We start from the raw sequence: 14,450 nt of genomic DNA on the forward strand, positions 1-14,450 counted from the left end.
AAAAGACCTATTTGGTTTTTAATAGTTCTGTTTATTTACTAGCAAACATCTTAACGTCACTTTCACTAACCTCACTTCCACCAAGTATAATTAGGCGTTCTACAACATTTCGAAGTTCTCGAATATTTCCCGTCCAATCGTAATCTTGTAACAGATTGACAGCTTTATCAGAAAATATTTTTTTGGCTGTACCTTGTTCACTAGCTATCTTATCAGAAAAATAATTAATAAGTAAAGGAATATCGTCTCGTCTTTCATTTAAAGCAGGTACTTGAATTAAAATAACTGCTAGTCTGTGATACAAATCTTCTCTAAATCTCCCTTCTTTTATTTCCTTTTTTAAATCTTTATTGGTCGCTGCAACTACACGTACATCAACTTTAATGTCTTTATCGCTACCAACGCGTTGAATACGACTTTCTTGTAATGCGCGTAATACTTTAGCTTGCGCAGAAAGACTCATATCTCCTATTTCATCTAAAAAAATAGTACCACTATTTGCTGCTTCAAACTTTCCTGCTCGGTCTTTATTAGCACTTGTAAAAGCACCTTTTACGTGACCAAATAATTCACTTTCAATTAATTCGCTTGGTATGGCAGCACAATTAACTTCTATCATTGGTCCTTTTGAACGCTCACTTTTTTGATGCAACCAATGCGCAACTAATTCTTTTCCTGTTCCGTTTGGACCAGTAATAAGCACTCGAGCATCTGTTTGTGCTACTTTTTCAATAATATCTTTTATATGAGAAATGGCTTTACTTTCTCCTATCATTTGAAAATTCTTGCTTACTTTCTTTTTAAGCAATTTGTTTTCAACCACAAGTTCTTTTCTATCTAAAGCATTTCTAACGGTATTAAGCAGCCTGTTTAAATCTGGTGGTTTCGATATGTAATCAAAAGCCCCTAAACGCATGGTATTTACAGCTGTATCTAAATCGCCATGACCAGAAATCATAACCATTGGTATTTCTGGTTTAATTTTTTTTGTAGCTTCCAACACTTCAACACCATCCATTTTTGGCATTTTTATATCGCATAATACCAAATCGAAATCGTCGTTCTTTATTTTTTCAATGCCAACTAATCCATCTTCGGCTTCTTCAACTTGATAAGTGTCATTTTCTTCAGAAAGAATTTTTACTAAAACTCTTCTAATGGCTGCTTCATCTTCTATTATTAATATTTTAGGCATATTTATATTTTAAATTTAAGTCCGGTTCTTAAATAAAACGCATTTACATCGTCTAATTTAAAAATTTCATCTCTATTTTCATTTCGTAACACATTATTTAATCTGAAAGTATAACCTGTATACATATAAGCGACTAAATGTTTAGTAAAGCAATATTCGTACCCCAATCCTCCAATGGCAACAGATAATGAAATATGATCTACATTTTCTCCATTTACAACCGAGGGCTCTTGTAAGTGAGCTAAGTAACCATCTAACCCCACAAAGGCTTGTAAATTATTTTTTTTATTAAATGTGTATTTTAAATTAGACTTTGGCACTCCAGCATTAAAACTCCACTTATCATTAATTTCTCTATAATAACTTACAAACGGTAACGGAAATGGCAAGCCTGTAGTGGCATTGTAGGTTAACCCAAGAATTAATCGATATGGACGTTTTATGCTTTCATCTTTTGTTCTATCATTAATAAGATATAGTCCACCATTAATAAAGTAATCGTCTGAAGTTAATGATTTTGATAAAGTGGAAGCTATTCTTGGATTAAATTTTACACCAAACCGCCATTTTTCATTCCACTTAAAAGTATAACCAATATTTAAATCTATAATGTGAATTTTATTTAAAGTAGAAGTATTAAAAGGGTAATTATCTTCTAAATTAAGTAAAACCCGGTTGTATTCTGCTCCAACAATTAAATAAGCATCCTCTTTAACTTCAATAGGGTAATTAATAAGAGCTCTTAATCTGGTGTATTGGTCTTCTGATTTATTTTTTGGAATAAAAGAATATTCTAATCTTGCCAAATCTGTGAGTTGTGCATTTGAAAATTGACATACAAAAATTAGAAATAACATATATATCCATTTCAATTCTTGCTTTATCATATTTAATATTATACTTTTTTAAAAAATTTAACTCTACTCTGTTTTTTGAATAATATGTACATCGCGTTGCGGAAATGGAATAGTTATATTGTTTTCTCTAAATAATTTATCTATTTCAAATCGAATATCGCTTTTAGGAAATTGTGCTTTAAAACTATCGTTAATAGTGAAGACTATTTTAAAGTTTAATGAGCTATCTCCAAAATCTGTAAATACCACTGTAGGTTCTGGTTGGCTAATAACATCTGGATGTGTGCTAGCTACTTGTAACAATAATTTTTTAACCAATTGCACATCGCTACCATAAGCCACACCAACGTTTACAGATTCTCTAGTTGTTGAGCCGTTTTGTGTCCAATTATACAAGCTGTTTGTTAAATATAAATGGTTAGGAATCACCAGTACTTTATTATCAATGGTTACTGCTCGCGTTGTACGTAATTTAATTTCTTCAACGCGACCTACCTTACCTTCAATTTCAATAATATCGCCAACATGAACTGACTGATCTATGAGTATAAAAATACCAGAGATAATGTCTTGAAATAAGGTTTGCAATGCTAAACCTATTCCTATTAATAAAGCCGCAGAAGCAGCAAAAATTGCTGTAACATTAATACCAATAGAGTCGAAAACAACTAGCATTACAATTATATAAATTACCCATCTTCCAAAAGAAAAAACAGTTGTGAATTTTGCTTTATCATCGGCTGGCATATTCTTGGTAACAAGTTTTTTAACCCATCTTAAAATATATGTTGTTGCTACTATTACAAAAAGTACTAGTAAAACATATTTAACCTTAAGTATTACATCGTGAGCATCATCACCAGTTCCATAAGTAAAATTGATGATTTTAAATTCAAGAAATTCTACAAGTTTTTCCCACAACGAACTTTCGGTAATTACATCACCTATTGATTCTGCTTCTTTTTCAATTTTATCTGTTATTTTATCTTGCATTTAATACTTAATCCATTTTATTAATTCTTTATAACTTGGTTTTTTTCCATACATTAAAATACCCACTCTATAAATTTTTGCTGCAAACCAAACGGTTAGCATAAATGTAGCAATTAATATTAGTAAGGACAAAAGTTGTTGCCATAAAGGCACACCAAAAGGTATACGCATTAACATAACCACTGGTGATGTTAATGGAATGAATGAAAATATGGTAGACACCGTACCATGCGGATCTTCAATAACTGTAAAAATACCTATATATACCGCCAGTATTAATGGCATTAAAATAGGTAACATAAATTGTTGAGTATCGGTTTCATTATCAACTGCAGCGCCAATAGCAGCATAAAACGAGCTATATAATAAGTAGCCACTAATAAAAAATAAGATAAAGGCAATAATTAAATTTAAGATAGGCAAATTATAAAAAGCAGCTAAAATGTCTTGAACTTGCATATTAACCTCTGGATTCTCCATAGCTTGCTGCATCATGTCTTGCTGTGGTGATTGCGCCATATCAATTCCAAAAATTGCAGACACAATAGTCATTAAAACACCTCCTAAAATTAACCAAATTACAAATTGAGTAATACCAGCTAACGATGTACCAATAATTTTACCAAGCATTAACTGTACTGGTTTTACAGACGAAATTATGACCTCTATAATTCTGCTAGTCTTTTCTTCAATAACACTACGCATAATCATATTGCCATAAATAATAATAAACATAAACAACAAGTAGCCAGCAATACCACCAAAAATAAGTTTAACAACACTATCTATTTTAGATGTCTTTTCGCCTTCAAAACTTTCTTGAGCAAGGTTTACATTTATTTTTGAAGCCTTAATCATCTCAACATCTACACCTTTTTGCTGAAGTTTTAAATTTGTTAGTTTTTTTTCTATTTTAGATTCTAAGCTAGAAATTAATGATAACGATGGTGACTCTTCTGAATAAAACTTAATATGCTTTGATAGCACATCAAAATCATCAAATTTCCCAATATGTAGTAAACCATAATTAGAGGTTTCTTTAACTATGGCTTTAGCATCGCTTAAAGACATATTTTGTAAAATATGGTAAGTTGTGTTTTCTGTATCTTTAAAAACTTCTTTTACTATTCCAGACTCATCTAAAACAGAAATAACCCGTGTTTTATTATTATTTAACTGCGATAAATAAGCAACAACCGAGATAAGCGCTATCATAATAATAGGGCTTAAAATAGTCATAATTATAAATGATTTGTTTTTAACTTTTGTTAAATATTCACGCTTTATTATAAGTGGTAAATGGTTCATAAAAATTAATTATTCTTTACTGTTTGAATAAAAATATCGTTAACACTTGGAATTAATTCAACAAAATGAGAGACATTTCCTTTTGTTGTTAAATATGATAAAAAATCGTTTGGTTTATCGCCTTCGTTAAGCTTTATGTTTAGCTTCAACTCATCATCTAAAGTTTTAAAATTAGCATTCGAAACCCTAAATTTTTCTGACAATTCTTGTTGTAGAATGGTGTTCTCGTTTGTTTTAATGCCAACCTCATAAGTATTAGTTTTGTATTGACGTTTAACATCAACTAATTTACCATCTAAGATTTTATTAGATTGATGTATTAATGCAATATCATCACATAACTCTTCAACAGATTCCATACGGTGTGTTGAAAAAATAATAGTCGCCCCGTTTTCTCGTAAACGCAAAATTTCGTCTTTAATTAAATTAGCATTTATGGGGTCGAATCCCGAAAAAGGTTCATCGAAAATCAATAATTTTGGCTCGTGCAATACCGTTACTACAAACTGTATTTTTTGTGCCATGCCTTTTGATAATTCTTGGATTTTTTTATTCCACCAATCGCCAATTTCCAAACGGTCAAACCAATATTTTAATCGGGTTTTAGCTTCAGCCTTACTTAAGCCTTTTAATTGCGCTAAGTACAAAGCTTGCTCTCCTACTTTCATAGATTTATATAACCCACGTTCTTCTGGTAAATAACCAATATCCTTTATATGATTTTGATTTAGCAATTCACCATCTAAATGTACCGTACCAGTATCTGGCATGGTAATTTGATTAATGATTCGTATTAGTGTAGTTTTTCCTGCACCATTAGGCCCTAACAATCCAAAAATACTACCTTTTGGTACTTGAATAGAAACATTATTTAATGCTTTGAAATTACCGAAATTTTTAGAGACTGAATCAGCCACTAATAGATTATTCATTCAAAAAATTTTAGTGTTTAAAATAAGTATGGTAAATATATTAAATGTTACAACCAACATTTAAAATTAATTGATAAAACATATAGAAATTAGCTTTTAATACTAAAAACAAAACCCACCCTTAAAAAAATTAAGGATGGGAAAAAAATTGCTATGAAAAAGAAAAATTATCACTAAAGTTAATTAGTGATAGTCCAAATATAAGTTTTTTTTTGCAATTAATATAAAAACTATAAGAGAACTTTGTATTTTCTAATACTAAGAAAACATATCTTTTACCTTTTCAAAAAATGATTTATCTGAACTTTCTGGCTTCGGAGAAAAATGTTCATCATCTCTCATACTTTCAAAAAATTCTTTTTGTTGTTTATTTAATGTTTTAGGTGTCCAAACGTTTACATGCACTAAAAGATCGCCTTTTCCATACCCATTAATACTTGGAATTCCTTTTCCGCGTAAGCGCAAAATTTTACCCGATTGTACACCAGCTTCAACTTTTATACGCACTTTTCCTGTAACGGTATCAATCTCTTTTGAGGTGCCTAAAACCGCATCAGGATAACTTACATATAAATCGTAATGTAAATTATCGCCCTCGCGTTGTAATGTATCATGATCTTCTTCCTCGATAGCAACTAATAAATCGCCAGAAAAGCCATTTCCTGGAGCATCATTACCTTTTCCAGAGACTTTAAGCTGCATACCGTCTACTACACCTGCTGGTATTTTAATAGATACGGTTTCTTCTGCTACTTTTAAACCTTGTGCATCAGCATCGGCAGGTTTTTTGTCAATAGTTTGTCCTGCGCCTCCACAAACATTACATGGTGCCGAGGTTTGCATGCGTCCTAAAATAGTGTTTGTAATACGTGTAACTTGTCCGCTACCATTACAAGTAGAACAGGTTTTATAAGTGGTTCCTGGTGCTTGAACTTTACGTTTTACTTTAATTTTTTTCTCAACACCATTGGCTATTTCTTCGAGTGTTAGTTTAACTCTAATACGAAGGTTACTGCCTTTTACTCTGCGTTGACCACCGCCACCACCAAAGCCAGAAAATCCGCCGCCAAAACCACCACCAAAGATATCACCAAACTGACTGAATATATCGTCCATATTCATACCGCCACCACCAAAGCCACCACCGCCATTTTCAAAGGCTTGATGACCAAATTGATCGTAACGTGCTTTTTTATCAGCATCACTTAGCACCTCGTAAGCTTCGGCTGCTTCCTTAAATTTTGCTTCAGCGCCTTTATCGTCTGGATTTTTATCAGGGTGAAATTCAATCGCTTTTTTTCGGTATGCCTTTTTAATTTCGGCAGCACTAGCACCTTTACTTACTCCTAATATTTCGTAATAGTCTTTTTTAGCCATATCCTATCCTAAACCCTTTCCATACTTCGACTGCGCTCAGTACAAGCTGGAAAAGCTTTTTTAAATTAATTTTATTTATTGCCCAATTACAACTTTAGGAAAACGTATTATTTTTTCCCCTAGCTTATATCCTTTTTCTACAACATCAATGATTTTTCCTTTTAAATCGTCTGTTGGTGCTGGTATTTGCGTTATAGCTTCGTGGTTATCTGCATTGAAATCATCTCCTTTTTCAATTGCTATTGCAATTAAACCTTTTTGTTCTAATGTTTTTACTAATTTTTGGTAAATTAATAATACGCCTTTACGCAATTCTTCCGCTTCTTTATCTTCTTCAATATGTGTTAAAGCACGCTCAAAATCATCAAGAACTGGCAATAAGGTTTTCATGACATCCTCACTTGCTGTCGAAAATAATTCGATACGCTCCTTAGAGGTTCTTCGCTTATAATTTTCAAATTCTGCAAATAAACGCAAAAACTTATCTTTTTCTTGCTTTAATTCGTCTTGAAGCTTTTCTTCAACAGTTTGCTCTTCAACATCAACGGTTTCGGTTTGTACGTTTTCAACCTGTTCTTTCTCTATATCTTTTTTATCCTTTTTACCCATTGCAAAATTTAATTTATTCGAATACTAAAATAGGTTGGCAAAAGTACTGCCATTATTATAAAAATGTCAAAATGTCACGAAAAAAATTTAATATTTTTTTAGCAAAAAAGAGTAATCAATTAACTAATTTTACAACTTAACACTAAAAACATTGAAAATGAAAAAAAGTATTGCTACACTATTTACTATTGCAGCATTGGTTGTAAGTACAACTGGATGTAAAGACAAAGCTAAAGAAGCAAACACAAAAGAAGCTGAAACAGTAGCAACTACTGAAGCTACAGCCGAAAAATACACAGCTAACATAACCGAATCTACAATTGAGTGGAAAGGGTTTAAACCTACAGGCACTCATACCGGAACTATTAATTTAGAAAACGGAGTACTTAATTTAACCGATGGAAAAATTAACAGCGGTACGTTTTTAATTGATATGAAATCTATTGAGGTTACAGACATTCCTAAAGAAGATGAGTATAACGGAAAACTTGTTGGACATTTAAAAAATGCTGATTTTTTTGATGTTGAAAAATATCCAAGCGCCGCTTTTGAAATTACTGGTTTAAGTGAAGCAGAAGGAAAAACCATGTTATCTGGAAACTTAACACTTAAAGAAACTAAAAACAATGTTACATTTCCTGTAATGGTTACTAATACGGATGGCGCAGTAACATTAACTAGCGAAACGTTTACAATAGACCGCTCTAAATGGAATGTAAAATATGGCTCTAAGTCGTTTTTTGATGATTTAGGTGATAAGTTTATTAATGACGATATTGAATTAAAAATTACAGTTAAGGCTACAAAATCTTAAACTGAAATTTATTTTATTAAAAGCCACTTTGTTTACACAAAGTGGCTTTTTGTTTTTGGCTGCTATTTGACAATCTCATAAAAAATGTCGAAATTCGGTTTAACAATCGATAAAGTTCATCGAAACAGAGCTTTATCTTCACATTATGCTTCATAAAATCAACCATTAACCAATGATTAAATTCTTTAGAAAAATTAGACAAAAAATGCTGACCGAAAATAAATTCAGCAAGTATCTAATTTATACTATTGGAGAAATCATACTTGTTGTTATTGGAATTTTAATAGCACTTTCAATCAATAATCAGAATGAAAATAGAAAAAATCAAGAATTAGTTTCAATTTACAAAACCGAACTTATTAACGATTTATTATTGGATGTTAGTCATTTTAAATTTCATTTATCTCATGCAAAAGAAGAAAACAAAACTATTGATAGCTTAAGAACAATTCTTGAACGTCCAGACTCTAATGAAGACACTTTAAACAATATCATAAGACAAAGCTTGACTTATTTTAAAAGAGAACCATGGATAATGTTAGCCACAACTGAATATCCGCTTATTAGCGACAATACTTTTAAATCACTTCAGAATTCGGGTCAAATAACTTTGCTTGACAACAAACTGCAAGAGGAATTAGTTAGTTTTTATGGCTATACCCAAAAATAAACCTTTATGATTCAAGAAATAATAACGAATAAAAATGAAGTGTATTTTGACTATATAAACAATATTCCTGCAAAACAATCAAATGAAATGAATATTGTAAACTCAAATCTTTACAATAAGCTATGGTACAATGTTGACTGGAATTATGTACAGATTAAGTTTGTTAGTTTACTGAATACATATTATGAACGAAATTTAAAAACGAAATTTTTTAACGATATGCGACTTTATAAAACTAAAATAATGATTAACCAATTAAAATCTGACTTAAAAAAATAACGAAAGCACAATAAAGTATAGCCCATTGCGACTGAATTCCTAATCGAAATTCATTGCAATTTGTTATCTTTCGATTACGGCGGAAAGAATCCTAAAAATTTTTCCGCAACGAAACCATACACAAAATTGTTTAACATAACTTCAAAAAGCATCAATGAAAAAAATATACTCCGTTGAAGAATACATTGAAGAAAACGATCATTTTAGTGAAGCTTTAACTCTTTTACGAGATATAATAAACACAACCGAACTTGAAGAAACTGTAAAGTGGAGCGCACCTGTTTACAGTATAAACAATAAAAATGTAATTGGTTTGGGGGCTTTTAAAAACCATTTTGGAATTTGGTTTTTTAACGGTGTATTTTTAAAAGATGAGCACAAAATATTAGTAAACGCACAAGAAGAAAAAACAAAAGCCTTACGGCAAATGCGATTTGTATCGATTAATGATATTGATAAAAATATTGTTCTAGCCTATGTTAAAGAAGCCATAGAAAACCAAAAATTAGGTAAAGAAATTAAACCTGATAGAAGTAAAAAAGAAACGGTTATTCCGAAAGAATTAAAAGCTATTTTGGTAAACGATTTAAAAGTAAGTTTTAACAACTTATCCGCTTACAAACAACGTGAATATTGTGAATATATTAGTTCGGCAAAAAGAGAAGCGACCAAGAAAACACGTTTAGAGAAAATTAAGCCTATGATACTTCAAGGTGTTGGTTTAAACGATAAGTACAAAAATTGCTGATTTTAAAAGAGTAATGTTATTAACGAAGTATAAAGAGCAATCTAATAACTAAGAAACTTCTCATCGCTCGTTTCTCGCTCTGTCGGAATAACGAACCAAATGATAAGAACAAAAAAAGCTTCCAAAATAGGAAGCTTTTAAAATAATTAAAAAATGTATTATTTATTTAACTGTTGCTGGTGCGTTTAATTTACTACTCATCTCCATAGAAATAGCAGAGCGTTCAAACTTTATTTTACCAGACATGGTTTCAATAACACAGCTATTGTCTTTATCATTAAGCTCTAAAACTTTACCGTGCATACCACTTTTAGTAACTACTTTATCACCACGTTTTAATTCGGCTGCAAACTTTTTTTCTTTTTTAGCACGTTTCATTTGTGGTGCAATCATAAAAAAGTATATGACTACAAACATTAATACAAACGGCATAAATTGTCCTAAATCTCCCATTAACTATTATATTATTGTGCTGGTTTTACAGCTGGTTTAGCATTTGGATCTGGTTTTACAAAAGCTGAAATTTTTACAACTTCTGTTCCTTTTTCCGTATTTGCTGTTACTGTTACTGTTTTTGTTATTTTGTTTTGTCCGCTACCATTAAACTTTACCGTAAACTGTCCAGATTCACCAGCTGCTAATGGTTCTCTACTCCAATCTTTAGGAACTGTACAACCACAAGAACTTTTAATATCTGTAATAACTAATGGTGCATCGCCTGTGTTTTTATACTTAAACACCGTTTCTACTTGTGCTTTAGCTTCAATTTGACCAAAATCATGTTCTTTTTTATCAAACTCTAATTTTGGGAATTTTGAAGATACTGCATCCCTTTTTGCTGCAGCTGCCAAATTACTTTCTTCTATTTTTTTTGCTGCGTTTTCTTCTTTACATGATGTAAATGCAATTAAACACAACGTGCTTAATCCTAATATTACTTTTTTCATTTTAAATGTTTTTATCATTTTGGGATGTAAAAATAACAATTATTTAATCGATTAAAAACTTTTATTATACTCTTAACAGATTATTACATTAAGCCACGACTTATTACATTAAGCCACGACCTATTTTATTAAATTTTCCAGCGGTAGCATATTCTTTTACCAACTTATCTAAAATACCGTTTATAAAAATGCTGCTTTTAGGTGTTGAATACTCTTTAGCAATTTCTAAATATTCGTTAATAGTTACTTTTACAGGAATTGAAGAAAAATTTTGAAGTTCGCAAATTGCCATTTGAAGTAACACATAATCTACATTTGCAATACGATCGGCATCCCAATTCTGGGTTTTAAGTTCAATTTCTTTGTTTATTGCTGTTTTATTTAGTAGTGTTTTTTTAAACAAATCAATAGCAAATTGTTTATCCTCAACATCTTTATACAAATTAGGTGTAAAATGATTTTCGCTTGATGTTGTTTTAACTTTTCGTAATAACTTTAAAATAGTAGTATTTACTGTTGGAAGATCGTCTAACCATGTTAAATTTTTATCTTCCATATAATCGTAAAGTTTCTCGTTTGGAGCAATAACTTCTTTAAAAATATCCACTATAAAATCTTTATCTTCTTTAAAATCAGATACTTTAGTTTGCATATAATCTTTATACAAATCACTAGAAATGATAGCTTTAAATATAATATCTACATACTCGCTGTCTAAATTCCAATTGGTTATTTTATAACTTTCAAGTTGATTTTTTAATGGTAAATTGTTTTTAAGTATTTGCAACACTTGATTGTTAACAAATTTTCGGTTAGGATCTTTGTCTTCTTTAGTCGCTAAATGTTTTTTTTGTTTTTTTTGTAAATCGTTTTCAGCTCTTTTTTGTACTTCAAGAAGCAACGACATTAATAAAAGGTACAGGTTGTACATATTATCTATACTAAACAGTAAAAATTTCTGGTCTTTACTAAAATCGTCACTTTCTCCTCCTTTAAAAGCATACATAGTTTGCATTACTTTTACACGAATATGTCTTCTGTTTAGCATCATTACAAAGAACTTTAAATTAAAAAACGAAAATTATAGTGTTATTTCGTGCTGCAAAAATAATACTATTTTAAAAATAACACTTCATATTATAAACTAATTATCGCAATAATATTTAGGCTATTTTTAACAGTTCTCCTAATAAAGTAAAATCGATTAATGGTTTTAATCTATTATCTTTGTTTCTTCAAATTACATTTGCCTTTACACTTATTAAAGCAACGATTAGATTTATAAATGAAGGAACTTCAGCATTTAAACAAATACTTTTTAAAATACAAAACACACCTTTTAATAGGCAGCGTTATTACTGTAGTAGCCAGAATATTTTTGCTTTTTACACCACGTTATGTCAAGAAAATTTTTGTTACTATAGAAAGGTATTCAGACAACATCATCACAAAAGACGTTTTTAAAGCCGAATTAACAGAGGCTATTCTTTATATAATTGGAGCTGCCATAGTTGCTGGAATACTTACATTTTTTATGCGTCAAACCATAATAAATGTGTCGCGGTATATCGAATACGATTTAAAAAATGAAATTTACGCACAATACCAAAAGCTCTCTTTAAATTTCTATAAAAAAAATAGAACTGGTGATTTGATGAATCGAATAAGTGAAGACGTAGGTCGTGTACGTATGTACGCTGGTCCTGCATTAATGTATAGTATTAATACCATTACGCTTTTTGTAATTGTGTTAATTTACATGTTTAACGCTGCGCCTAAACTAGCTTTATTTACTATTGCTCCATTACCAATACTTTCTGTTGCTATATATAAACTAAGCCGAGAAATACACAAACGCAGTACCATTGTTCAAGAATATTTATCGAAACTTTCAACCTATACCCAAGAATCTTTTAGTGGCATTTCAGTTATAAAAGCCTATGGAATAGAACCTTTAACGTCAACAAATTTTGAAAACCTTTCGGCAACTAGTAAAGAGAAACAAATTAGTTTAGCCAAAGTGCAAGCGTTGTTTTTCCCGATGATGATTTTACTTATTGGGGCTAGTAATTTATTGGTAATTTATATTGGCGGTATGCAATATATAAATGGTGAAATTGAAAGTTTAGGTACTATTGCAGAGTTTATTATTTACGTAAATATGCTTACATGGCCAGTAGCTACTGTGGGTTGGGTAACCTCTATTGTGCAACAAGCCGAAGCCTCTCAAAAACGTATTAATGAGTTTTTAAAAATTGAACCAGAAATAAAGAATACTGTTAATAATCATACTGAAATTACTGGGGATATTGCTTTTAACAACGTGTTTTTTACTTATGATGACACCAATATTCAAGCTTTAAAAAATGTAAGTTTTAATGTTAAAGCTGGTGAAACACTTGCTATTTTAGGTAAGACAGGTTCTGGAAAATCTACTATTTTAGATTTAGTAGGTAGACTTTATGATATTGATGCTGGCTCAATTACTATAAACGATACTGAAATAAGTAAACTCAACCTTACCGATTTAAGAAACAGCATTGGTTATGTGCCACAAGACGCCTTTTTATTTTCTGATTCTATTAAAAATAACATAAGATTTGGTAAAGAAAATGCCACAGACAATGATGTTATTGAAGCTGCAAAAAATGCGCAAGTACATAAAAACATTATAAAATTCAATGAAGGTTATAACACCGTTTTAGGCGAGCGCGGAATTACACTTTCTGGTGGACAAAAACAACGTGTCTCTATAGCTCGAGCCATTATTAAGTCACCAAAAATTTTATTGTTTGATGATTGTTTATCAGCTGTTGATACCGAGACCGAAGAGAAAATACTCAAAAATTTAAACAAATTATCAAAAGGAAAAACAACTGTTATTGTAAGCCACAGAGTATCTTCTGCTAAAAATGCCGATAAAATTATTGTGTTAGAGGATGGTGAAATTATTCAAAAAGGGAATCATGACTCACTAATTAATGTAGAAGGTTATTATAAAGATTTGTATTTAAAACAATTAAGTGAAACAGACTCTAAATAAACTATATCTGCGGAAACACACGAAGTATTTGCAAGAAACTAATTTTGATTTCGAGATAAACCTGTGTGTATTCAAACCTTGTTTACCGAGTAAACTACCTGAATTTTAAATAGATACATCATTTTATTATTCAATTAAACATAATGAATATTTACATTTAAAAAAGAAAACTCATTATTTGTTGGTTAATATGTGATTTTTTTTAGATTTTTGATACAAATAATAGATAATTCAACAAATTTCTAAATAACTATGAATAATAATGATATGATGGAGAAAGAGGAGATTTTTTCTAAAGTACTAAGAGCTGGAAGACGCACCTATTTTTTTGATGTAAGAGCAACAAAAGCAGAAGATTATTATCTTACCATAACTGAGAGCAAGAAATTTACTAATGATGATGGATCTTATCATTATAAAAAACATAAAATATATATTTATAAAGAAGACTTTGCTGAGTTTAAGGACATTTTAGCAGAAATGACTGACTATATTATTAAAGAAAAAGGTGATGAAGTGATTAGCGAGCGTCATCAAAAAGACTTTAAAAAAGAATATGATAATACCCCTCGAGTTACTGAAGATGAATTAAAAACTCCTGAAAGCTTTACAGACATAGACTTCGACGATATATAAAAAATATCTATAAAATTAACAAAAACCGTTACATCTATATGT

General features: G+C 30.5%; 16 protein-coding genes. 6 read left to right on the plus strand and 10 right to left on the minus strand.

Annotated elements, in window-relative coordinates; genetic code table 11:
• Window positions 1-31: 31 nt before the first annotated feature.
• The 7 genes from RG22_RS03865 to RG22_RS03895 form a co-directional block, all read right to left on the minus strand.
• Window positions 32-1,195 (minus strand): sigma-54-dependent transcriptional regulator, encoded by a 1,164-nt coding sequence (locus RG22_RS03865; RefSeq protein WP_034041022.1) that lies wholly within the window; start codon window positions 1,193-1,195, stop codon window positions 32-34.
• Between the two features lie 2 nt (window positions 1,196-1,197).
• A complete protein-coding gene (locus RG22_RS03870) occupies window positions 1,198-2,082 on the minus strand; it encodes a DUF6268 family outer membrane beta-barrel protein (protein ID WP_034041024.1) in 885 nt (294 codons plus the stop codon).
• Window positions 2,083-2,115: 33 nt separating this feature from the next.
• On the minus strand, window positions 2,116-3,045 hold the full coding sequence (locus RG22_RS03875) for a mechanosensitive ion channel family protein (protein WP_081997665.1): 930 nt from the start codon (window positions 3,043-3,045) through the stop codon (window positions 2,116-2,118).
• Entirely contained in the window at window positions 3,046-4,353 is a 1,308-nt protein-coding gene (locus RG22_RS03880; protein WP_034041026.1) for an ABC transporter permease, read from the minus strand.
• Window positions 4,354-4,358: 5 nt separating this feature from the next.
• A complete protein-coding gene (locus RG22_RS03885; RefSeq protein ID WP_034041028.1) occupies window positions 4,359-5,285 on the minus strand; it encodes an ABC transporter ATP-binding protein in 927 nt (308 codons plus the stop codon).
• 258 nt (window positions 5,286-5,543) lie between these two features.
• Window positions 5,544-6,662 carry a molecular chaperone DnaJ gene (dnaJ, locus tag RG22_RS03890; RefSeq protein WP_034041029.1) on the minus strand — a complete coding sequence of 373 codons (1,119 nt, stop codon included), beginning with the start codon at window positions 6,660-6,662 and terminating at the stop codon, window positions 5,544-5,546.
• 75 nt (window positions 6,663-6,737) lie between these two features.
• A complete protein-coding gene (locus RG22_RS03895; RefSeq protein ID WP_034041031.1) occupies window positions 6,738-7,271 on the minus strand; it encodes a nucleotide exchange factor GrpE in 534 nt (177 codons plus the stop codon).
• A gap of 157 nt (window positions 7,272-7,428) precedes the next feature.
• Between RG22_RS03895 and RG22_RS03900 the strand changes: the two genes are divergently transcribed.
• The 4 genes from RG22_RS03900 (at window position 7,429) to RG22_RS03915 (ending at window position 9,782) form a co-directional block, all read left to right on the plus strand.
• Window positions 7,429-8,085 (plus strand): YceI family protein, encoded by a 657-nt coding sequence (locus tag RG22_RS03900; protein ID WP_034041033.1) that lies wholly within the window; start codon window positions 7,429-7,431, stop codon window positions 8,083-8,085.
• Between the two features lie 172 nt (window positions 8,086-8,257).
• On the plus strand, window positions 8,258-8,755 hold the full coding sequence (locus tag RG22_RS03905) for a DUF6090 family protein (RefSeq protein ID WP_034041034.1): 498 nt from the start codon (window positions 8,258-8,260) through the stop codon (window positions 8,753-8,755).
• Between the two features lie 6 nt (window positions 8,756-8,761).
• Window positions 8,762-9,034 (plus strand): hypothetical protein, encoded by a 273-nt coding sequence (locus RG22_RS03910; RefSeq protein WP_034041035.1) that lies wholly within the window; start codon window positions 8,762-8,764, stop codon window positions 9,032-9,034.
• A 154-nt stretch (window positions 9,035-9,188) separates the two neighbouring features.
• Window positions 9,189-9,782, plus strand: coding sequence for a YdeI/OmpD-associated family protein (locus RG22_RS03915; protein WP_034041036.1), 594 nt, complete (start codon window positions 9,189-9,191; stop codon window positions 9,780-9,782).
• 162 nt (window positions 9,783-9,944) lie between these two features.
• Here the strand turns inward: RG22_RS03915 and yajC are convergent, their stop codons facing one another.
• The 3 genes from yajC to nusB all read right to left on the minus strand — a co-directional run bounded on the left by yajC (window position 9,945) and on the right by nusB (window position 11,780).
• Window positions 9,945-10,235 (minus strand): preprotein translocase subunit YajC, encoded by a 291-nt coding sequence (yajC, locus tag RG22_RS03920; RefSeq protein ID WP_034041037.1) that lies wholly within the window; start codon window positions 10,233-10,235, stop codon window positions 9,945-9,947.
• 11 nt (window positions 10,236-10,246) lie between these two features.
• Complete coding sequence (locus RG22_RS03925) at window positions 10,247-10,729, minus strand: DUF1573 domain-containing protein (RefSeq protein WP_034045694.1); 483 nt, start codon at window positions 10,727-10,729, stop codon at window positions 10,247-10,249.
• A 103-nt stretch (window positions 10,730-10,832) separates the two neighbouring features.
• Window positions 10,833-11,780 carry a transcription antitermination factor NusB gene (nusB, locus tag RG22_RS03930; RefSeq protein ID WP_081997666.1) on the minus strand — a complete coding sequence of 316 codons (948 nt, stop codon included), beginning with the start codon at window positions 11,778-11,780 and terminating at the stop codon, window positions 10,833-10,835.
• A gap of 234 nt (window positions 11,781-12,014) precedes the next feature.
• On the opposite strand from nusB, the gene RG22_RS03935 reads away from it, so the two are divergent.
• Together RG22_RS03935 and RG22_RS03940 are read left to right on the plus strand one after the other, a co-directional pair.
• Window positions 12,015-13,772, plus strand: coding sequence for an ABC transporter ATP-binding protein (locus RG22_RS03935; protein WP_034041038.1), 1,758 nt, complete (start codon window positions 12,015-12,017; stop codon window positions 13,770-13,772).
• A gap of 252 nt (window positions 13,773-14,024) precedes the next feature.
• Entirely contained in the window at window positions 14,025-14,408 is a 384-nt protein-coding gene (locus tag RG22_RS03940) for a PUR family DNA/RNA-binding protein (RefSeq protein ID WP_034041040.1), read from the plus strand.
• The last annotated feature ends 42 nt before the right edge of the window (window positions 14,409-14,450 follow it).

This window comes from Wocania ichthyoenteri Th78 (assembly GCF_000789235.1).
GTDB classification, from domain to species: domain Bacteria; phylum Bacteroidota; class Bacteroidia; order Flavobacteriales; family Flavobacteriaceae; genus Wocania_A; species Wocania_A ichthyoenteri.

Excerpts from the sequence above, each read along its gene's own strand:
- RG22_RS03865 (WP_034041022.1), bottom strand. The coding sequence starts at position 1,195 with ATGCCTAAAATATTAATAATAGAAGATGAAGCAGCCATTAGAAGAGTT.
- RG22_RS03870 (WP_034041024.1), bottom strand. The coding sequence starts at position 2,082 with ATGATAAAGCAAGAATTGAAATGGATATATATGTTATTTCTAATTTTT.
- RG22_RS03875 (WP_081997665.1), bottom strand. The coding sequence starts at position 3,045 with ATGCAAGATAAAATAACAGATAAAATTGAAAAAGAAGCAGAATCAATA.
- RG22_RS03880 (WP_034041026.1), bottom strand. The coding sequence starts at position 4,353 with ATGAACCATTTACCACTTATAATAAAGCGTGAATATTTAACAAAAGTT.
- RG22_RS03885 (WP_034041028.1), bottom strand. The coding sequence starts at position 5,285 with ATGAATAATCTATTAGTGGCTGATTCAGTCTCTAAAAATTTCGGTAAT.
- dnaJ (WP_034041029.1), bottom strand. The coding sequence starts at position 6,662 with ATGGCTAAAAAAGACTATTACGAAATATTAGGAGTAAGTAAAGGTGCT.
- RG22_RS03895 (WP_034041031.1), bottom strand. The coding sequence starts at position 7,271 with ATGGGTAAAAAGGATAAAAAAGATATAGAGAAAGAACAGGTTGAAAAC.
- RG22_RS03900 (WP_034041033.1), top strand. The coding sequence starts at position 7,429 with ATGAAAAAAAGTATTGCTACACTATTTACTATTGCAGCATTGGTTGTA.
- RG22_RS03905 (WP_034041034.1), top strand. The coding sequence starts at position 8,258 with ATGATTAAATTCTTTAGAAAAATTAGACAAAAAATGCTGACCGAAAAT.
- RG22_RS03910 (WP_034041035.1), top strand. The coding sequence starts at position 8,762 with ATGATTCAAGAAATAATAACGAATAAAAATGAAGTGTATTTTGACTAT.
- RG22_RS03915 (WP_034041036.1), top strand. The coding sequence starts at position 9,189 with ATGAAAAAAATATACTCCGTTGAAGAATACATTGAAGAAAACGATCAT.
- yajC (WP_034041037.1), bottom strand. The coding sequence starts at position 10,235 with ATGGGAGATTTAGGACAATTTATGCCGTTTGTATTAATGTTTGTAGTC.
- RG22_RS03925 (WP_034045694.1), bottom strand. The coding sequence starts at position 10,729 with ATGAAAAAAGTAATATTAGGATTAAGCACGTTGTGTTTAATTGCATTT.
- nusB (WP_081997666.1), bottom strand. The coding sequence starts at position 11,780 with ATGATGCTAAACAGAAGACATATTCGTGTAAAAGTAATGCAAACTATG.
- RG22_RS03935 (WP_034041038.1), top strand. The coding sequence starts at position 12,015 with ATGAAGGAACTTCAGCATTTAAACAAATACTTTTTAAAATACAAAACA.
- RG22_RS03940 (WP_034041040.1), top strand. The coding sequence starts at position 14,025 with ATGAATAATAATGATATGATGGAGAAAGAGGAGATTTTTTCTAAAGTA.